Below are 19,009 nucleotides of genomic sequence, written 5' to 3'. Positions count from 1 at the left end.
CCTGTTAGCTCTCTATGAGTTCGTAAAGCTTATTCAGTTCAGCCTTACTTTCGTAAGAAACCGCTTCAAGATTGGATATCAACTGCTTCCTCAATTCTTGATTATCCATCATCTGCTGGATGCCTATCGCAATTCCCTCTGGACCGGTTGGTGTAATCTTTCCGTCGAAGCCATCATTCACCTGACTTTTGGCAGTTGGAAAGTTTGTTATGACGATAGGTTTCCTTAAAATCTGAGCTTCTTTAACGGTTACGGCCTTCCCTTCATAGCGCGAAGGCTGCACATAGATGTCACAGGCTTTTATGTATGGGTAGGGATTCACTTTTTTCCCTAATAAAAAAAACCGATCTTCTAATTCGAGATCAGCAATCAGCACCTTCAGCTCATTTTCAAGCGGGCCATATCCAACAATATGCCACTCTAAATCATACCCTTGATCAATTAGCAACCGGCATGCGCGTGCCGCATCGTCAAAGCCTTTCGCATGTGTAAGACGCCCTACAGAAACCAAAATTGTCCTTCCGTTTCGTCGTTGAATTTCAGGGGGGACCATTAAATCCGCCTGCTCCCTGACAAAAGAAGGAGAGAGGATATTTTCAATGACAGCGGTCCTTTCCTTTAAAAGTGGAAACTCACCAGTAAACGTTCTGGAACATTCATCGGATACCGCAACAATATGGTCAAGCTTCTTCCAGACACGTTCATCTGCTTTTTTATTAACATGAATGTTGGAATAATCTGTATGAATCCACCCAATTTTCTTCTTCGCTTTTACTTTAGTTCCAATGAAATGGTGAGGCCATAAAAAGCTGATGGCTGCATCGTATTCTTTTTCTATTTTTGGCAGAATAGGTGTGGTGAAGTCCCAGCCGTATTGGATGGTTAAGTAGCCGGGTTCCGGGATGTTTTTTAGTTTTCCTTCTATGGAACTGGTATACTTGGCTAATACTCTTCCAACTCCGATGGGATATTGTCTTCCCTTAACTACCTCTCCAATGGATTTTCGGAAGGTTGTATAGGCAGGAATCTCCGGCAATACGTTCGGTCCTTTAGGAATGAAGGACATAAATTCTCCCTCCTGTTTAAAGAGGAGAAGGTCGACATCATAACGGCTGTAATCAATCGAATTAAGAAGACCAATTAAGCTTCTTTCTACCCCTCCAATGGCTAGATCAAAGGAGGAAATCAGTATGTGTTTTTTCATTTCGTTCCTCCGCCGGAAGGACTGATTGCATTTCTTACGGCAGCAATTGCTTTCGGTCCAATTAATTTACTGGCCGCTCTCTTAACTGAGCTTTTAAACCTAGTGCTCGCAGGCAGCCATGTTTGAGCATAGTGATGAATTGTGTAGCTCTCTTCATTTATAAAGCTTTCGCCATTTATATAATCGTATGGGCTGAAGTATGTGCGTGGAAATACTTCAACTCCATTATTCAACACCTGGTACTGTCCATTTTGGATAAGACCAAACTGTAAGCACTGACTAGTCATAAGACTGGTGTTTGTTTTCATATTCAAGGAACCATCTTTATTTGTGAAATGCTTATTTTCATAATAGCTAAGGAAATATTTAATCAAATCATGTCCTTTAGCAAAACCCAGCGTTCCTGACTGGAGAAACGTATCATCCTCAAATCCTGTAAATGCATTTTTTTCTAAAAGCGGATCAAGTGGCTTAAGAACTTCTACGTCTGTATCCATGTAGATCCCTCCTTCTTCCAAGAGGGCCGTTAATCTGACATAATCACTGACAAATGCATATTTTTTAGCCTCATAAGCTTCCCTAACAAACGGATGAGAGGAAACATCAAATTTCCTTTCATTCCATTCTATAAACGTATAACCAGTCAGGTGCTTCTGCCAGCTTTCCATGCATTTTTTTACCATTCTAGGTTTTTCTCCATATCCGAACCAGCAATAATGAACCGTTCGCGGGATTCTTTGATCATCAGTCATATGCTTTCCTCCCTCCTCTTTGCTATAAGTTAAAGTAGTTGCTTTTATAAACCATATTTAAAGACAAGACATGTTCATAGTAAAAATAAATAAAGTAGCAAATGATAATAGAGTAATACACTAGTTTTTCATCCTTAGGCCTGAATATCTTTACAATCCAAGAAATAAGAATCAGCTCATACAACCCAAAATATATAGAAAATCTCGCAAATATCCAGTTCTGGGTGGATATGAGCATAAAAACCAACCCTAAGATGGACATATTGACAACCACATCACTGTATGGGAACATCTCCCGAAGTTTTTCTCTTCCAAAGTATGCAAGAATGACTGGCGCTGCATGAACGATAACCCTTAAGAAGCTGGCCCCGCCTTCGGAGAAAGATTGATATCCGGAATACTGAGTGTTTTCAATGGCTGCAAAAAGGATGGCAGAGAATTGGCCATATCCAATTACGGCTAGCGCAGCAAGCATCAATAGGATATACGTTTCTTTCGTCCATGCTCTGCGATTCACTAGAAAGTAAATTGGGAGCATAATGAGTGCGGACTGATGGATGGTTGAAGCAAAAAGAATCGTTATAAAGAATAAAAACCACTTTCTTTTAAAAAGAAACGTGGTAGCGGCAAAAATGATGGCTGCGGCCAGGAACTGGCGCAGCCCATTCATGGACACAAGATACATCCCTGAGGTAATGAATACAAATAGGCTTAGTTCAATCATTCTGGAATATTGATAAAGAACGAGAACGATCAATAGATTCGTAATGAGTGCAGTAGTAAAAATTAAAATTTGTGGATCCTTAGAGAAACTTTGCAACATCATCTGCATCATTCCGAATCCGATATCTTTATCGCTTAGTATTTTGTCCCAGGTCATATCTGTCTGAAAGCTGTGCATATAAAAGAAGGTATCTCCAATATTTGTTCTTAAACCAGATACTGCAACAAGCACCATTGAGGTAAAGATAATTAATAGTTTGTTGGCTCTAATTTCGCTGTAGCTATTCAAATCCGGTACTGAAAAATAGCGCGAAAAAAAGGAAAGCAATGAAACTAAAACAAGGTTTAGGTAGAGAATTGCCATGATCTTTTCCTTTCAATTGTTTACCTGATTTTTTCCCAGCATATTCTTCCTATTGCGAAATTGAATATAAAAATAGAGTGCAATTCCCATAGGTGTAACCAGCAAGGCTTCGATTCTGTGAGGCGTTTTAAATAAAAAAAGATACTCTTTTAAGAGTAAGCTGCCCGAAACGTAATGCATTGATTCTCTAAGCCGCTTAGGAAAGGACGGTGCGTATTTCATCGCAACTTTCCTATAATGAAGAAAACCATTTGGATTATTTTTGTACTGCTTAAGCATATTTAAGCTTGAGCCATCTTCGCGATATTCCACATGACATAAAACCTCATTTAAAACCAGGAGAGGATATTCCTGTTCTATTAAGATGTACTTGATATTCAATGGACAATATTTTTCACCTTTAAACAGAGGGTACGGGGGAACACTTTTTATCAGGTCGGTTCTGTAAACCAGCTTTTTATCCCCTCTGACTTTGTGAAGAACATACAGATCAGTCAGTGCAGTTTCTGTAATATGTTCCGGTATGCTTGTTCCAATAATTTCACCAGAGGGACTGGCATCCAGCCCTATTATCCCCGCATACTTTTGGCTTCCTTTGTTTTTCCAAAAGCTTACGATCTTGTCCACCGCGTCCTTTGCCAAATAGTCATCTGAATCAATACACACATTTAATTCTGTATCAATATTTTCATATGCTGTATTATGAGCACCGTGCATCCCTTGATTTTTCTGCCAAATGTATCTGATCGTAATCACATTTTCTTCTATCCATGAATCCACCAGTTCTTTCGTCCGGTCTGTGGAACCATCATCAATTATCAGCCAATCGAAATCCTTATTGCTTTGTCTCTTTAAGCTTTCATAGCATTGACCAAGACAGTAAGCTCTATTGTATGTTGGTGTAAATACCGTTAACGTTTTCAAACCATCACCTCACTGCCCCCAAGTAAAACCCCTGGGCCCATTCAGACGTATTCCGTATATCATAGCCATTTAAAATGAGTGTATTTTGCGGTATGTTTCTTTCCCTTTTTTGAAGTAAGACCTGTGCAACCTTAGACGCCCATTCCTCTTTTTGATTTAGCGGGAGATACGTCATCAAGTTTACGCCCATATCTGCTTCATTCGTGATAGTATCTGATACGATACAGGGAAGACCCGCTCCCTGGGCTTCCACCAGAGTGACAGGCAAACCTTCGTGCAAAGACGGAAAGGCGAAAAGATCAAACGCCTGCAGCAGGTGAGGGATATCCGGCCGGACTCCTAAAAAACTTACTTTGTCTGCTAGTTGCAGGCTGTTCACTCTTTGCTCCATCCTAGTTCTTAATGGCCCGTCCCCTGCCAGCACGAGATGTAGGTCTGTATAGTTTTTGCAGCATTCATGAAAAATTTCTAAAAGAAATTCGTGATTTTTTTGAGGATTAAACCTCCCCACATGCCCGATAACATATTTATTCGTCAAGCCAAGTTCCACTCTAAGGCGGTTCCGTATAGATGGAGAATGCCTGAATTGGTCGGAATCAATGCCATTCTTCATCAAGATTTTGTTCCTCTCTGTGTTTCCGTACAGCCATTGGGCAGCTAATTCTGAACAAGAGAACAAATGGGTGGACGAGGGATGAATGAGTCTTCCAGCCAGGTCCTTATACATTTTCGCCAGGAAATTCCCTTCGCTCTCGGTGTTGTGGCTGTGCGCAATCCTAACCGGAATGTTATGCTTTTTAGCTGAACGGAGAACAAATCCACTCATTTTATCCATGTGGGAATGGACAATTTTATATTGCCTGTTTTTACTAAAAAAAGCGTCCAGGCTTCGGATATAGCGGAAATGTCCCCCATCTGTAATGTATGGAATGCGGTGGATGGTGCCACCCAGCTCCTTGATCTCTTCGTCAAAAACGCCTTCCTTGCAAGTCAGGAAATCAAATTGAACCTTTGAACGGTCCATATTCCGGTAAAGATTCATTATAAGGGTTTCAGCTCCACCACGGTTCATGTTAACGACCGAGTGAAGAACTCTCACGGGCTTGGACATGCGGCACCTCCTTTTGATCCATGTATTTTACATACACCGTACTTTTTTGCTTTAGCACCATTTGCTCGCTGTATTTGCTTACAATTTTTTCGCGGCTTGATCTTCCCAGGAGCTGACGCTGGCCTGAGGAATAAGTGACAAGCAACAGCATCCTCCCCGCCATATCCTCCACATCCCCCGGTTTCACGAGCCAGCCGTTCTCGCCGGGGACGACCAGTTCCCTGTGGCCTCTGTTTTCGGTGGCAAGGACCGGCAGCCCGCATGCCATGGCTTCCATGATGTTGACGGGAAGGCCTTCCCGGTAGCTGGATCCTGCTGCGGCGTCGCATAGGGGGAGGAGGTCGGCGATATCTGTCCTAAATCCGAGAAACTGGATGAGGTGATCTGCCTCAAGTTCTTTGGCGAGCATCCTGCATGACTCAAGAAGCTTGCCTTCACCGGCAAGAAGCAGCCTGATGCGGGGCACTTGATTTTTAATAGCCGCAACCGCCCGGATCAGCTGCTCCTGATTTTTATTTTGGTTAAACTCAGCTGCGTAAAACAGCAGAAAGTGATCTGACTGGTATCCCATCAGTTTTCTTTTTTTCTCTCTTAAACTGGAATCCATTGGCTTGAATTGTTCTGTGTTGACTCCGACTCCGTGGACGTGTTCAATTCTTGATGCTTTAAATGGATGCCGCTTCGCCAGGCGGTAATCTTCCTCGTTTATCGTAATCAGACAGTCCGTAGCCAAGCTCAGTGCCAGTTCAGCCGGATAATACAGCAGCCAGCACGAAAGGGAGGCTCCTTTGCAGAAATGGAAGCCGTGAGCAGTATAAATGACTTTGGTTCCTTTTTTACGCGCCTTTAAAGCAGCCAGTCTTGCTAGCACGCCTCCCATCGGGGTGTGGCAGTGGATCATATCGTAGGCATGTTCATCCATGATCGCTTTTAGCTCTTTTAGGGCCATCCAATTCTGCGATTTAAAAGGGGAACGCTGAATAGGGATATTGAATTTAAGATCGGTATAGGGAAGCTCCAAGTCCCCTTGAGCTGCTATATGAACTTCCCATCCCTGTTCCTTGAACCATTTCATGATTGGTAAATGAAAAGCCTTAAAATGGTAGTCAACTGTTGCCGCTAGCAGCACTTTTTTCTTCATGGACATGGCTCCCATACAAAAAAACGCCAGGGCGGCGTTTCCTTAGTATTATTTAATACGTTTAACCAGGAACGGAAAGAAGCTCTTTGACGGCAGGTTTCCGGTTGGCAAGCTCCAGAAGCCTTTCTCTTAAGGGCTCTGCTTCCAGCTCCGGAAAGGACTGAAGCAGCTCTTCGATTTCGTCCATCAGCAGCTCTGCTTTTCTGCCGATGTAAATTTTCGGATAGATTTGCTCTTCGTGCACTTCCTCTTCCTGAAGCAGCTCCTCGAACAGCTTTTCACCAGGGCGAATTCCGGAAAATTCAATCCCGATCTCGTCGACGGAATTTCCGGATAAAACGATTAAATTTTTGGCCAGATCAACAATCTTAACGGGCTCTCCCATATCGAGAACAAAAATTTCTCCGCCCTGGGCCAGAGCTCCTGCCTGGATGACGAGTCTTGACGCTTCGGGAATGGTCATAAAATAGCGGATCATATCCGGATGGGTAACGGTGACCGGACCTCCGTTCTGAATTTGCTTTTTAAATAAAGGGATGACACTTCCCCTGCTGCCAAGAACGTTGCCGAACCGGACGGCAACAAAGCGGGTATCGCTCATCGAGTCCATATCCTGAATAATCATTTCGGCCAGCCTTTTTGTAGCCCCCATAACGCTCGTTGGATTAACCGCCTTGTCAGTCGAAACCATGACAAAGGTTTCGACTCCGTTCCAGCTTGCCGCCAGGGCTGCATTCCGGGTGCCGATCAGATTGTTTTTTACCGCTTCTTCCGGGTTTCGTTCCATTAACGGGACATGCTTATGGGCTGCAGCATGATATACGACATGGGGCAAATGCTTTGCCATCACCGCGTTCATTTTTTCTGCGTCCTGCAGTTCGGCTATTTCTGTAACAAATTGGATGCCTGATCCCCTGAATGTCCCCTTTAGTTCCATCTCGATCGAATAGATGCTGTTTTCACCGTGGCCGAGCAGAATCAGCTTGGCCGGAGTAAACTTGGATATCTGCCTGCAGATCTCAGAGCCGATGGAGCCGCCTGCACCGGTAACCAGGACGGTCCGGCCCGTAACGTACTCCGATATGCTTTCTATATCCAGCTGGATCTGCTCGCGTCCGAGCAAGTCCTCCACCTGAACGTCCCGGAACTGGCTGACGGACACTTTCCCGGTTACCAGGTCCTCAAGCATTGGCAGGATTTTGGTTTTGGCGTTCGTTTTGGCGCACTCCTGAAAGATCCGGTTTAATTCTTTTTTCTTCAGAGAAGGGATCGCGATGATGATGTTATCAACCTTTAGATTTTCTACAGCGAGGGCAATTTGAGGCACGCCTCCAACAACCGGAAGGCCCATTATATCCAGGCTTTGCTTTCTCTTGCTGTCATCAATGAAGGCAATTGGCTTCAATTCCGATTCATGGTTGTTTTTCAGCTGCCTGGCCACCATCGTACCAGCTGCCCCGGCTCCAATGATCAGCGTCCGTTTTTTATCCTGCGTCCTGCTGAAAAGCGAGTCTCTGTAGACCCTCCAGCAAAAACGGGAGCCGCCGATAAAAAACATATGCAGCAGCCAGGTTACAGCAAGAAGCCTAAAATATACATCATGAAACGCAATTCCCTGAACAATTCCCGCTGTAAAAATCGAGAGCGTGACCGCTTTTGCAATCATGATCAGCTCACTGATGCTGGCGTACTCCCACGCCTTTTTATAAAGCTTGTACATGTAAGAAAATATATGATGGCAAACAAGAAGTGTCAGCGAGCTGATGAATACAGGGACGGTTAAGACATGAATATCTGCGGATACAACGAATCGGCTGATATAGACGGCGGTCAGTACAATGATTGAGTCAATCAGGATCAGTAAGGCCAGTCTTGTCCGAAATGCCAAAAAGTTCACCCCTTTATTTAAATGGTATTTGAAGTTCTTAGCCTTAAACTCCTAAGCAGAAATTCACCGCTAAACCCTTCAATAGTAAAAATGGGGCATTTAACCCCCCCTCACATCACACTTACGACGACTGGCGTCTAAGGTTGTATAAACCCGCAGCGTAACCGAGTGCCTCCGTGGATAACGGCGAGGAGACATGCCCGCATTTTGTTCTTTTTAAAGAACAAAATAAGTATATAAAGGTAAAGGAATCGATTTCATCAGGACTTACTCTGTCTCATTTAAAATGACCCCGAGCAGCTGGGTATCGAAGGATTCAAGCTTCTTTTTTGCTTCTTTCAGCTTGGATTGAGCGGTTTTCCCCGCCCGGGTGACGAGAATCAGGCCTCCGCATTGATTGGCCATGATTTTAACATCTGCTGTCTCAAGCATTGGCGGTGCATCTATCACAATGCAATCGTATTCTTTACAGGCATAGTGGAGAACGTTTTTTAATGCACTGGAAGCAAGAAGTTCTGAATGATTCATCTGAATGCTCCCGGATGTCAGGATATCAAGCCGTCTGATTTCAGTCTTTCCTGCTGCTTCCTCAAGCCGTATATAGCCTTTCAGAACATCGCTGAAGCCGATTGAATTATCAATTTTAAAGGTTGTATGAAGACTTGCCTTCCTTGAGTCCCCGTCGATGAGCAAAACTCTTTTGCCTTGCTGAGCGAAAGAAACAGCGAGGTTGACACTTGCAGTGGACTTCCCTTCATTATAGCCGGGAGATGTGATAATAAAAGATTTAAGCTGGGCGCTTTCCGGAGCAAGCTGGAGGTTTGTCCGGATGGATCGGTATTGGTCGGCCACTTTTGACATTGGGTTAAAAAAGGAAGCGAGCCGGCGTTTGTCTGCCTTTTCCATCTTTCTTTTACTTGTAGGAAACAACCGATTCACCCCTTACAGAAATTTTAAGCCTTTTGTCCTTTAAAATCGGTGAGGTTTTGCGGGTCATTTTTGATACGCTTCCAAGAACCGGCAGGCTGGTCAGCTTTTCTGCCTCTTCCTCCGTCCGGACGGAGTCATCCAGTGAATCCAGCAGGAAAATCATTCCCAGCGAAAGCACGATTCCGGCAATCAATCCGATAAGCATTCTTTTCACCGGGCTTTCTTTATAGGGCTCTGCGTTCTCCTTTGCTTCTGTCAAAATTTTTGTCTGGCTGAAATTCAGGAGCTTCGGCAGCTCTTCGCGGTAATGCTTCATCGTTGAGTTCGCGATTTTAGCAGCCATTACCGGGTTTGGATCGGTCACGGTAATCTCGACAATTTGAGATTCTCCGACCGGCATCACGGAGATCTGGGAGGCAACCGCCTGAGGAGAACGGTTGAGGTTCAGCTCTTCTGTGACTTTAGACATAATGACTGGCTCCCGGATTACTTCTGTCAGCGTATTAAAAAATTTTGTGTCATCACGGATTAAAATCCGGGCAGATGCATCATAGACCGGTGTCGTAAAATAGGTGCTATACCCCCAGCCTGCAGCTGTCAGCAGCAAAGCAAACGTAATCATTATCCAGATGCGGCGTTTTATTAACGTGAATAGATTTTTTATATCAATTTCTTTCTCCACTTTCGTCATCCTCCCTGTTTTCAATAGAGAACGAACGGACTAAAAAAATATCCCCTGTTCGTATACTATTAGTCTAGTTCTTTATACAGAACGTGTCAACAATTGAACGGATAATTTGCGGAAAATTTACATTATATTTATCTATATTGGTAATACAAACCTCATTTTGTTCTTCATAAAGAAAATTTACTACTTTTAACCTATAAAATCAACCTTGAATTAGTCAAAATTAGTCAATTTGTTTAAAATAATAGAAAAAGACCTGACAAAGGTCAGATCTTTCTCTTGCGTTTTGCCTTTCTTTTCTTGACCCACAGCATAATGGATATCGGAAGAACACCAAACCATTTAAACCAGAATGGCGTGCGTGTTTCCTTTTTGATTTCCTTTTCCTGCTGGCGCTGTTCTTTTGGCGTATCCATGTATTTAACGACCTGCTGAGTTACGTATTTGATGTAGTCATTGGAAGACATCTGTATTCCTCCTGTCCTAGCAGACAGTATGGACAAAAGCGGTCATTTATAATCTTGCTGCAATGTCTGCTGCTATTTCTTTCGGATTTTTCCCCGTTGTCTCAATCACGATGGCTCCCTCCTCATAGGCGGACATTCTGCTCTCAAAGAGCTGATATATTTGTTCTTTCGTTTTTTCTTTAAGCAGAGGGCGGGTTGTATCTTCCTTCAGCCTTTCATATAGCGCATTAAATTCGCAGCTGAGATAAAAAATCCTGCCCTTCTGCTTTAGAAGTTCCCGGTTTTCTTCTTTCATCACAATCCCGCCTCCTGTCGTAATGACAGCCGGTCCTTCAGGGAGTTCCCGCAGCATTGCTGTTTCCTTTCTCCTGAATTCTTCTTCTCCAAATTGATCAAAGATCTCATTCATGCTCATTCCGAGCTTTTGCTCAAGAAGCACATCCGTATCATAAACAGGCACCGATAGCCTATTCCCAAGTGCCTTGCCTGCTGTAGTTTTTCCCGCTCCCATAAATCCAGTCAGTATAATTCGCTCCATGCATAATCACTCCGTTTTTTCGATGGTTTCTATGATACATCGAAGCGTCGGATGAGTCTACCATTCCTGCCAATTGTACATTTTCTTCTCATGAATGCTCCATTCATAAGAAGCGTGATAGGAGGTCTGTTCACCTAATGAAAAAACAAGAGAAATTTGCAGGCGGTCCTCTGCAGCCTTGACCAATGAGATCTGGATTGTCCCCTCTTTGTCCTTTACGTCCATCTCTCCTGTCCATTGCTCGGCTGCTTTTTTAGAGGAGATTGCAGCACCGGCATAGGTCAGATGCTGCAGCCTGTAAAACTTCCTTGTATCCTCATAGTATTTTGTTTCCAGCAGCAGCATTTGGGTGATGTGAATCGAGGTCATAAAGAACAACAGAACCATCAAAACTGTAAATGGATAAATGAACCCTGTTTCTGTCTTACATGACTTCATTGTATATAGACCTGACTGTCAGGCTGCGAAGCGTTCCGTTTAAGCTTTTAACAACGATGACCATGTGGTTATCCTTCACCTCGAATTGAACATGCTGAACCTTCTGCAGCACCATTTCATTTCCGCTTTTATTAATCTGCCGCCGGATATAATTTTGATACCTCTGGTAGGTTACAGATTGCCCAAGGCTGTTCTTGAAAGAGAGAGTTTCCCCCGTTACGGCAGGATCAACAGCCGATTTCAGCTCCAGCATGGCCTGTTCGCTGAAAAATTCCCATTCTAAATCATTTAATTCCCTATAGCCTTCGACAGATTGATAAAAAAAGAGTAGCAGCGGAAACAGCGAGGAGACAATCAAGGTAAAAACGGAGAGGGAGAACAGCATATTCAGAAGGGAAAAACCTGATGAATTAGTGTATCTGCATACAAAACTCTTGTTCTTTTTGTCTGGCATCCTTCCAGTGTATACAGGAATGCCCGTCACTTGAAATAATCGTATAGGGACCGCTCCCCTCTTCATCGTTTTTTTTGAAGGCTCCAGTCATCCGCTCCGCTGTATGGCTTTGCAGAACTCTATAGGCATCTGTTTCAAGGGAAATGTTTTCTCTTTCCTGCAGCATGCCGACAACACCTGGCAGCAAGGTTAGCACTGCCATGCACCAGATGGAAAAGGAGGCAATGGACTCAAGCAGTGAGAAGCCATTAGATTTTTTTAACAAGAAATCTCCCCTTTCCTAAATAAAACGTGACGAGATAAGCCTGCTGGCGGATGACCACCCTGAGTGTTCCGCTTGCAGAAATGTTTCCATTAGCAAGAAAGGTCAATCTCCGGTCCAGCGTACCCGGCAGTATCGTGATTCCTTCAGGAAGGCTGCGTGAAACCAGCAGTTCATTTGCATTATGGCGGCCCAATTTGATTGAATAGGACGTGCCGTCTTCATTGTAAGTAAATAAATAAGGCAGACGTTCCATGATGGCATGCTGCTGAGCATAAAGGATGTCTTTCTGGAATTGCTCAAAGAAGTGCTGTTCCGTCAATTTTTCGTGTGCAGGCTGCAGCGGGATAAGGACCGTCAGCGAAAGCACGGAGAATATGGAGAGCACGAGGAGGGACTCAATCAGAGTAAACCCATTAGTCTGCCGCTTCAACCACATAGCCGCCGGCATCCAGGGTTATGGTACTTCCATCCGGACATGTATTGCCGTTGATGTATTTACCGCTTATAAGATTGTCGATTGTAGGCACTGCGTTTTCATTCATTCGGTAGGCTTCAGCTTGTGCAGAGATCATATTGCGAAGACCGCTGCAGCCTTTCTCCTGGATATTGCTGCTGTGATTGGCAATGTTGGGGATTGTGACAAGCAGCAGGACTGTGATTACAAGGAGCACAATCAGCATTTCGATCAAAGTAAACCCATTATCATTCTTCATTTTACCGCCTCCTAGATTTGGTCGATCATTTGGTACATGGGGAGTATCATGGATAAATACACGAGAAGGACAATCAGGCCGACGCTTGTGAATACGGCTGGCTGAATAAAGGCTGCTGCGGAAGACAGTTTCTCCTCAAGTCTTTGCAGTGTGTATTGGCTGTAAGTATAAAACTCTCTGTGCAGCATGCCATTCCTTTGTCCGTATGCAGCAATTTCAGCAAGCTGAGGGTCATAGTGGGGCTGCGCAAACAACTCTTCAAAGCGATCCCCTTTTTTAAGCCGGTTAATCATTGTGTTTGCTTCTTCGCTGAAAAACGGGTAAAGACTCTGCTCCCTGAACGTTACCAGGCACTCATAGTAAGACAGCCCGGCCTTTAGAAGGTTGCTAAGCTGCAGACTGATGTAATAGCTGTTAAACAGCTTAACCCATTCTTTTACAAGCGGAATACTCATTAGCATGTTCATCTGCTGCGCCGGAGGTTTTCGCCTGTATGACAAAAAATAAAAGGAACCCGCTAAAAGAAAAAGGACGGGAAAAGCGAAGGAGGCTGCTGCCAGAAATTGAAAGGATGCCAGCAGCACTGTGTTTAAAGGAGAAGGTTTCATATTCATTGACTGATAAACAGAGAGGAATTGGGGAGCGATGATATGCTGTACGACGTACAAAACACCCATCATGATGAAGATTAAGAGAATCGGATACCGCATCATCCGGGTAATTTTTATAAACTGCTCATGCTTCCTGCTGAGCAGCTGCGAGCTCTCGTTTAAAGAGAACGCCAAATCGCCATGCTGTTCGGCAAAAAACAGATAAGTGACGGCATCCCGATGAAAATGCAGCTGCTGGAGAACCTGATGGAAAGGAGTCCCCCTCTTCAGTTCCATTAGGCAAAAGTGGTAATCCCCTCTTCTTTTCTGGGCAGCCTGCAGAGATAGGAAGCGTATGGCTTCATCCAGCGAGTAGCCTTTCTGGACGAGGCTGTTCAGACGGCCAATAAATACGGATTGCTCAGCATTGCTCCATTTATTCTTCATTTGCAAAAATCCACCTGTAATAAGCCGCATGGGATACAAACCCTAGGGCAATTCCTTTTTTGATTACTTCTTTTAGTGTGGCATAGTCGTTCGCTTCTTCCGATCCTCTAGTCTCCCGAAAGGCCGCGTTTAAATTTTTTCCGTATAAGAGTTCAAAAACAGCTGCTTTTCTTGCTTTTCTCATTTTTTTGCAGTAGGGCGAGCATGCTCCCGGGCAGTAAGGACATTTAATATCTACAAGTCTTTGAGCAGAGACAGCAATAAGCGTCTGTTCCATTTCTGCCTGGGGAACACCGAATTCAAGCAATCTGTATAGTGCCCCTTTTGCGTTTCTAGTGTGCATTGTACTCAGGACCAAATGCCCGGTCAGCGAAGCTCTGATAGCGATTTTAGCCGTTTCCGAGTCCCTGATTTCACCTACCATGATGATGTCAGGGTCATGCCTCAAAATCGCTTTTAATCCTGCAGCATAAGTAATTCCAGCTTTTTCATTCACCTGCACCTGCATCATTTCGTCATTTTTTGCTTCTACGGGATCTTCCAGCGTAATAATATTCCGTTTAAAGTGTTTTTTGGCATGGTTGAGCAGCGAATAAAGAGTCGTTGTCTTGCCTGAACCGGTTGGCCCTGTATTTAGGGATAACTTTTATTAAAAAAAAAAAAAAAATAATCCCTAAGTTATTCACTTAGGGATTTGAGGTAAATTGCTGTATTCATAATAGCCTTAACTGAAGGTATGTTAGTGGTAGTTATAATTATTTTAATGGGCTTCTTTGGATTTGTATTTGGCATATTGATTCCCCTTTGTACATTGGATTGTTTTTCAATCCTTTAACAACAAGGGAAATGACTTCAGACAAAATAATATATTGCTGAGAACAATTGCTACTTATAAAACTTAGAATAATTACTCAATAACTAAGCTTGTTCACTTCAGAAAAAAATGCACTTGTCAGTGGGGATTAATTCTAGCAAGTGCTTTTTAAATTTGATATCCAGTTATTTTCCTTCTTTTAAAGCACGTTCAATTTTAGAATCAATTCTACCGTACTGCAAAGCTTCATGGACTGCATACTGATCTACTTGCATATTTATATATGTTCCACCATAAGACAGTAAATTTAACGCATCATAAGAACCTGATTTATAAGTACGTACCTGTAAACCAAGCTTTACTTTAAGATTTTGAAGCTTGTAGGCTGGTTCAGTTACTTTGTAATAACGTTCTCTTGCTTCTGTAAGTTTCTGAAGATACTGGAATTTACTTTCAAGTAGTTCCATTTTAATTTTTTGAATTTCAGCTTGCTGTGCACCTGACCAGTCACTTTTTGATAATTCAAGTTCCTGGATAATTCCCTTTAAATCATCAGTTTTGTATTGTTCTATTAACTGAATATCACGTTCAATCTCTGTAACTTTCGTTTTAAAACCTTCTACATTTTCTTTTTCTTTTTGGTAAGCATCTTGAGTGGTTTCACCTAATAAGGACATTTTGTGGATATCTTTCAATATTGTTTCCCTTTCACTAAGTTTAACTTTTAAAGCAAGTAATTCTTCTTCCTTAGCTTCCAGTGTCTTTACATAGCGAATTTGAGTATTGTCTGCTTTTTTCATAAGTCCATTAAATTTCTTCAGTATTTGCATTATCCTATTCCCCTTTTCTTTCAAGATTAATAGTTAGTTCAGCCACTGCCTTTGTAAGCAGTTTAATTTGTTCTTCTACTGATAATTGTTTTGGAGGTAGCAACGCAAGTTCTTCTGCTTCAGCCTTTTTCCTTGCTTCTTCTTCAGCTTGTCTGATTTCTGCGAACCCTATAGAAAGGTCTTTCAGAGGTTGCTGCCTTTCTTCAATCAGTTTTTGTATATCAATTCGAACCTGTTCTTTTATCATTTTTACTATCATCCTAACTGTTATGATTTTGCTGTTAACCTTGCCATTAAAGCGGCTTTCTTTTCTTCCAACGTTCTAAATGATGACCCCGTACTTCCTTCAGCAATACCAAGTTCAACCATTCTTTCTTTTTTATCTGCATCGGCCACGTAACCAAACACATCATAAAAAAGTTCAATTTCTTTTGGTGTTGGACTTTCCTTATAAGCGAATTTCATGACATGCTTCTTCATGGCATGGTAAGCATTCCGTTCATCATCTGGGATAATCACCTTTCTAATTTCAGTGATATATCGTTTAAAATCAGGAACTTCCAGCCATTGATACCAGGTTTTAGAAGAAATGCTGTTATCCCTACAAAAGTTTGCAATATTAAACCCTTCAAGCATTTGTGCCTTTGTGTATGTTATAGCAAGGGTAGTTTGTCTTTCAGATAGTGTTGAAGGTACTATTATTTCACTAATAAGCTGTTCTGCTGACTTCTTGGTTTTCATTCTGTAATTCCTTCCATCAAATATATATAATCGTTTGCTTTGTTTTTATATATGAGGTGTTTTGCCACTTCCAATAGCTTCTTGCACACCGGCATTGTAAAGTTCTGTTTGCAACATTCTTTGAATTAATACAAGGACACGTTTTTCATTCGTTTTTTTGGATGCAAGTTCACCCCGCACTTCTTCCAGATCACAAAGAAGTTTGGCTTTTGATTGCCTTGCTGTATTAGAAAATGTGTAATATTCATTGGTAAGTTTATTACTGGTATATGGAACTTTGCAAAAGACTTTTGAAACCTTAATTAGATCAAGAGTTTCACAAATCAATAAAGCTAGGATTGCACCACTTTCTTTGTATGTTCCATGTTGTACACACTTTTCAATGTATTTCAGATTCTGTATGATAATTTCATTCGATTTTCTTTCTTCAGGTTTCATTGAAATCTCCCTTCCTTTTTTACTTGTTTCATCTTCCGATTAACAAAGATGGAATGCAGTAAAACAATATCTTGTCCACTGATACCTTCTTCTCCAAATACACGCAGCAGTGCTTTTACTGTTTTTGACTGAATGAAAGTTTCGCCTTTTTCAATTTTTGAAATCAATGTTTGGTGAACACCCACACGATCAGCAAGTTCTGCTTGTGATAGGTCCGTAATACTTCGTAAGTGCCGTACTAAATCTTTGTCCATAAGCTACCCCCCGTGATGTTATTATTAAATTAAGAATTATTATCACAATAAAAAGGATGCCGGTAATAACCAGCACCCAAACTTTTTCACTTATAGGTATTTGAAATATACAAAAAGTAAGACAAAACTGTTGCAAGAATTTTTTTTAGGAGGAATTTTGTTGGAAGGTTCCATATTAAGACCAGCCGATGCTGAAACACAATTTTTAAAAATGTCGTATGACAAGTTTTATGATGTATATGAAGAAGCTTTTACTGATGAATTCTGGCAAAAAGATGCTATTTATCGTTTCTCAAATATAAACACAGCTTTTTCAATCTATGCTGAATTACTAAATTACGAACCGTTGAATTGGGTAATTAAAGCAATAAAAAAACAACGACCACCGATGGAAGCGGAAATTGGAAGTGATCTTTTTAAGTTCATAAGAAATGTTCTTGCACACTTTCCTTATTTTGAAAGCTGGAATGATGTTTGGATTAGCCAATCCATTGTAAACTGGAATAAACCCGGATTAACAATTGATACATTCCTTAAAAAGTATGCTGGAAGAACAGAAGTAAAATATAGGTTTTGGGAACCTGCCAAAAAACAAATGACATATTTAAGCATTAACTTCCCAGAAAGATATTCAGGTGATACCAAGATCTACTTACATGCAATTCTTACAGAAAAAGATGGTATTAAATTTTCATTGATACTGATGAAAAAAATATTAGATACACAAGTGGAGGAAATTAATGAATAAAGAAAAGGAGTTAGAAGCTTTAGATGAAAAAGTTAATTCAATAGTTAAAAAGATAGAAGCATTACATCAGACTATGAATACTGGCTTTGTTGAAGTGAAGGAAAGTTTGGACAGAATTGAAAAGAATTTTGATGACGGAAATAAACAGCTTAAAAATGGTGTATATCTATATGAAACAGGAACTGAAACCACTGCCTACCCCCATCCCCCCAATGGTGGGTATCATTGTTTTAATGTGAAGCTTTGAAAATTATTATTCAATTATTGTTTAAATGGTTCAGAATAAATGCTTTAATCGTTCGTTAACATTTATTTCACTTCAATGGATTCAAGGTTTCAACATATAGACTATCAAACTACATATCTCCAAAGTGATCCTGCATGAAGGCTACATATATATTAAAGACTTATCCAGATAGATAAAGTTAAATACTGTTTAACAGAAGGAACTTATGAAGACTGTTAAGGTTCATTACAACTTCAGTATATATTTCAAAGATTCTTTACCTTCGTTAATACCTTTAATAAATTTACTATTTACCCTGAAACAAGTTGATCTATCCTTTTGTACATCAGTACATGTAAGTATCTGTATAAATAATTACCCCCCTATCTAATACAATCCCGAATGTAAGGTTTTGTTAAAACCATACATTATTTTCGTTGTATTCATTGATATAATTAGGATTTACGTGTATCATTGCATTTATAAACAAAAACCTTACATTCAAATTACTGATAAATAAAGGATTGTGACACATGGTGACAAAAGTACATATTGAAGATGTTCAGCCGATAAGAACTAAACAACAGATAGAAGATATGAAGTGGTCTTTAAAGAAATGGTGTTCTGAACGTGACTACATTCTTTTTGTAATTGGCATTAATACCGGATTAAGGATCAGTGATTTGCTGAAGCTTAAAACAAAGGATTTGATAGGAAAACGGTCAATCAAACTTCAAGAAAAGAAGACGAAAAAGCCAAGAACTATTCACCTAGATAACATCTATGAAGAAGTTCAAATGTATATCGCTTCTAACACATCAGAATGGCTTTTCCCAAGCCGTAAAGGTGATAAGGCTATCACTACAACCCAAGCTTATAGAACACTTGTAAAAGCTGGTGAAATGGTTGATATTGATACAATAGGTACACATACACTACGAAAGACTTTTGGATTTTGGCATTACAAGACACATAACAATATTGCGATGTTACAGGGGTTACTGAATCATTCAAGCCAAGCAATAACATTACGTTATATTGGTATAACTGAAGAAGAAGAACGTGAAAGTATCATAGCACTAAACCTTTAATGCTGAAGAATCGGTAATGCTAGGCATTGCTGGTTCTTTTTTTGTTTCCGTTTTGATTATTAATATTCATTGATACCTTAAGCCGTAAAGAAAAAATACTTTACAGTTATTTTCTTTTCCACCCCTATCCTTTATTTATTGGGTTAAATGCAAGGTTTCAACTGTACAACAAACTTCAACATCATATTCAACACTAACCCCATACATATTTAAACATTTATTAACATTAA

Annotated in this window: 25 protein-coding genes and 1 pseudogene; 3 read left to right on the top strand and 23 right to left on the bottom strand. The window is 41.2% G+C overall.

Annotated elements, in window-relative coordinates; translation table 11 throughout:
- Window positions 1–4: 4 nt before the first annotated feature.
- The 23 genes and pseudogenes from ACQCVE_RS00385 to ACQCVE_RS00275 all read right to left on the bottom strand — a co-directional run bounded on the left by ACQCVE_RS00385 (window position 5) and on the right by ACQCVE_RS00275 (window position 16,714).
- Window positions 5–1,204 (bottom strand): glycosyltransferase, encoded by a 1,200-nt coding sequence (locus ACQCVE_RS00385; protein WP_426845720.1) that lies wholly within the window; start codon window positions 1,202–1,204, stop codon window positions 5–7.
- Window positions 1,201–2,004 carry a glycosyltransferase family 32 protein gene (locus ACQCVE_RS00380; RefSeq protein WP_426845813.1) on the bottom strand — a complete coding sequence of 268 codons (804 nt, stop codon included), beginning with the start codon at window positions 2,002–2,004 and terminating at the stop codon, window positions 1,201–1,203. The genes ACQCVE_RS00385 and ACQCVE_RS00380 overlap by 4 nt, the downstream gene beginning before the upstream one ends.
- Window positions 1,979–3,043, bottom strand: coding sequence for an EpsG family protein (locus tag ACQCVE_RS00375; RefSeq protein ID WP_426845718.1), 1,065 nt, complete (start codon window positions 3,041–3,043; stop codon window positions 1,979–1,981). The genes ACQCVE_RS00380 and ACQCVE_RS00375 overlap by 26 nt, the downstream gene beginning before the upstream one ends.
- 12 nt (window positions 3,044–3,055) lie before the next feature.
- Window positions 3,056–3,967, bottom strand: a complete 912-nt coding sequence (locus ACQCVE_RS00370) for a glycosyltransferase family 2 protein (RefSeq protein ID WP_426845716.1) — start codon at window positions 3,965–3,967, stop codon at window positions 3,056–3,058.
- A gap of 4 nt (window positions 3,968–3,971) precedes the next feature.
- Window positions 3,972–5,078 carry a glycosyltransferase family 1 protein gene (locus ACQCVE_RS00365; RefSeq protein WP_426845714.1) on the bottom strand — a complete coding sequence of 369 codons (1,107 nt, stop codon included), beginning with the start codon at window positions 5,076–5,078 and terminating at the stop codon, window positions 3,972–3,974.
- On the bottom strand, window positions 5,041–6,219 hold the full coding sequence (locus tag ACQCVE_RS00360; RefSeq protein WP_426861224.1) for a glycosyltransferase family 4 protein: 1,179 nt from the start codon (window positions 6,217–6,219) through the stop codon (window positions 5,041–5,043). The genes ACQCVE_RS00365 and ACQCVE_RS00360 overlap by 38 nt, the downstream gene beginning before the upstream one ends.
- 61 nt (window positions 6,220–6,280) lie before the next feature.
- Window positions 6,281–8,107: a polysaccharide biosynthesis protein gene (locus ACQCVE_RS00355; RefSeq protein ID WP_426845710.1), complete on the bottom strand. Its 1,827-nt coding sequence runs from the start codon at window positions 8,105–8,107 to the stop codon at window positions 6,281–6,283.
- Window positions 8,108–8,374: 267 nt separating this feature from the next.
- The gene (locus tag ACQCVE_RS00350) at window positions 8,375–9,037 is read right to left on the bottom strand and encodes a CpsD/CapB family tyrosine-protein kinase (RefSeq protein WP_426861222.1); all 663 of its coding nucleotides are present in this window, start codon (window positions 9,035–9,037) and stop codon (window positions 8,375–8,377) included.
- Window positions 9,021–9,719, bottom strand: a complete 699-nt coding sequence (locus tag ACQCVE_RS00345; RefSeq protein WP_426861220.1) for a YveK family protein — start codon at window positions 9,717–9,719, stop codon at window positions 9,021–9,023. Before ACQCVE_RS00345 ends, ACQCVE_RS00350 begins: the two co-directional genes overlap by 17 nt.
- Before the next feature lie 272 nt (window positions 9,720–9,991).
- A complete protein-coding gene (locus tag ACQCVE_RS00340) occupies window positions 9,992–10,192 on the bottom strand; it encodes a YqzE family protein (RefSeq protein ID WP_426861218.1) in 201 nt (66 codons plus the stop codon).
- A gap of 46 nt (window positions 10,193–10,238) precedes the next feature.
- The gene (locus ACQCVE_RS00335; RefSeq protein ID WP_426861216.1) at window positions 10,239–10,730 is read right to left on the bottom strand and encodes a shikimate kinase; all 492 of its coding nucleotides are present in this window, start codon (window positions 10,728–10,730) and stop codon (window positions 10,239–10,241) included.
- 57 nt (window positions 10,731–10,787) lie between these two features.
- Complete coding sequence (locus ACQCVE_RS00330) at window positions 10,788–11,168, bottom strand: hypothetical protein (protein ID WP_426845700.1); 381 nt, start codon at window positions 11,166–11,168, stop codon at window positions 10,788–10,790.
- A complete protein-coding gene (gene comGF / locus ACQCVE_RS00325) occupies window positions 11,155–11,622 on the bottom strand; it encodes a competence type IV pilus minor pilin ComGF (protein ID WP_426845698.1) in 468 nt (155 codons plus the stop codon). Before comGF ends, ACQCVE_RS00330 begins: the two co-directional genes overlap by 14 nt.
- On the bottom strand, window positions 11,579–11,887 hold the full coding sequence (locus ACQCVE_RS00320; protein WP_426845696.1) for a hypothetical protein: 309 nt from the start codon (window positions 11,885–11,887) through the stop codon (window positions 11,579–11,581). The genes comGF and ACQCVE_RS00320 overlap by 44 nt, the downstream gene beginning before the upstream one ends.
- The gene (gene comGD / locus ACQCVE_RS00315; protein WP_426845694.1) at window positions 11,871–12,323 is read right to left on the bottom strand and encodes a competence type IV pilus minor pilin ComGD; all 453 of its coding nucleotides are present in this window, start codon (window positions 12,321–12,323) and stop codon (window positions 11,871–11,873) included. Before comGD ends, ACQCVE_RS00320 begins: the two co-directional genes overlap by 17 nt.
- The gene (comGC, locus tag ACQCVE_RS00310; RefSeq protein ID WP_426845692.1) at window positions 12,301–12,600 is read right to left on the bottom strand and encodes a competence type IV pilus major pilin ComGC; all 300 of its coding nucleotides are present in this window, start codon (window positions 12,598–12,600) and stop codon (window positions 12,301–12,303) included. Before comGC ends, comGD begins: the two co-directional genes overlap by 23 nt.
- 11 nt (window positions 12,601–12,611) lie before the next feature.
- Entirely contained in the window at window positions 12,612–13,637 is a 1,026-nt protein-coding gene (gene comGB / locus ACQCVE_RS00305; protein WP_426861214.1) for a competence type IV pilus assembly protein ComGB, read from the bottom strand.
- Window positions 13,627–14,280: pseudogene (locus ACQCVE_RS00300) on the bottom strand (ATPase, T2SS/T4P/T4SS family); the annotation flags it as partial. The gene comGB and the pseudogene ACQCVE_RS00300, both read right to left, overlap by 11 nt.
- 356 nt (window positions 14,281–14,636) lie before the next feature.
- Window positions 14,637–15,281, bottom strand: a complete 645-nt coding sequence (locus tag ACQCVE_RS00295; protein ID WP_426861212.1) for a hypothetical protein — start codon at window positions 15,279–15,281, stop codon at window positions 14,637–14,639.
- Between the two features lie 4 nt (window positions 15,282–15,285).
- Complete coding sequence (locus tag ACQCVE_RS00290; RefSeq protein WP_426861211.1) at window positions 15,286–15,528, bottom strand: hypothetical protein; 243 nt, start codon at window positions 15,526–15,528, stop codon at window positions 15,286–15,288.
- Between the two features lie 20 nt (window positions 15,529–15,548).
- The gene (locus ACQCVE_RS00285; protein WP_426861209.1) at window positions 15,549–16,022 is read right to left on the bottom strand and encodes a hypothetical protein; all 474 of its coding nucleotides are present in this window, start codon (window positions 16,020–16,022) and stop codon (window positions 15,549–15,551) included.
- A 45-nt stretch (window positions 16,023–16,067) separates the two neighbouring features.
- Window positions 16,068–16,460, bottom strand: a complete 393-nt coding sequence (locus tag ACQCVE_RS00280) for a hypothetical protein (RefSeq protein WP_426861207.1) — start codon at window positions 16,458–16,460, stop codon at window positions 16,068–16,070.
- The gene (locus tag ACQCVE_RS00275) at window positions 16,457–16,714 is read right to left on the bottom strand and encodes a helix-turn-helix domain-containing protein (protein WP_426861205.1); all 258 of its coding nucleotides are present in this window, start codon (window positions 16,712–16,714) and stop codon (window positions 16,457–16,459) included. Before ACQCVE_RS00275 ends, ACQCVE_RS00280 begins: the two co-directional genes overlap by 4 nt.
- A gap of 160 nt (window positions 16,715–16,874) precedes the next feature.
- On the opposite strand from ACQCVE_RS00275, the gene ACQCVE_RS00270 reads away from it, so the two are divergent.
- The 3 genes from ACQCVE_RS00270 (at window position 16,875) to ACQCVE_RS00260 (ending at window position 18,779) form a co-directional block, all read left to right on the top strand.
- Complete coding sequence (locus ACQCVE_RS00270) at window positions 16,875–17,462, top strand: hypothetical protein (protein ID WP_426861203.1); 588 nt, start codon at window positions 16,875–16,877, stop codon at window positions 17,460–17,462.
- Window positions 17,455–17,709 carry a hypothetical protein gene (locus ACQCVE_RS00265; protein ID WP_426861201.1) on the top strand — a complete coding sequence of 85 codons (255 nt, stop codon included), beginning with the start codon at window positions 17,455–17,457 and terminating at the stop codon, window positions 17,707–17,709. Before ACQCVE_RS00270 ends, ACQCVE_RS00265 begins: the two co-directional genes overlap by 8 nt.
- 512 nt (window positions 17,710–18,221) lie before the next feature.
- Window positions 18,222–18,779, top strand: coding sequence for a tyrosine-type recombinase/integrase (locus tag ACQCVE_RS00260; protein ID WP_426861199.1), 558 nt, complete (start codon window positions 18,222–18,224; stop codon window positions 18,777–18,779).
- Window positions 18,780–19,009 lie beyond the last annotated feature (230 nt).

Origin of the sequence: Metabacillus sp. 113a, assembly GCF_050107635.1 — a bacterium.
GTDB lineage: Bacteria > Bacillota > Bacilli > Bacillales > Bacillaceae > Metabacillus_B.
Note: the sequence above shows the minus strand (reverse complement) of the source record. Positions and strands in the feature narration are given on the sequence as shown.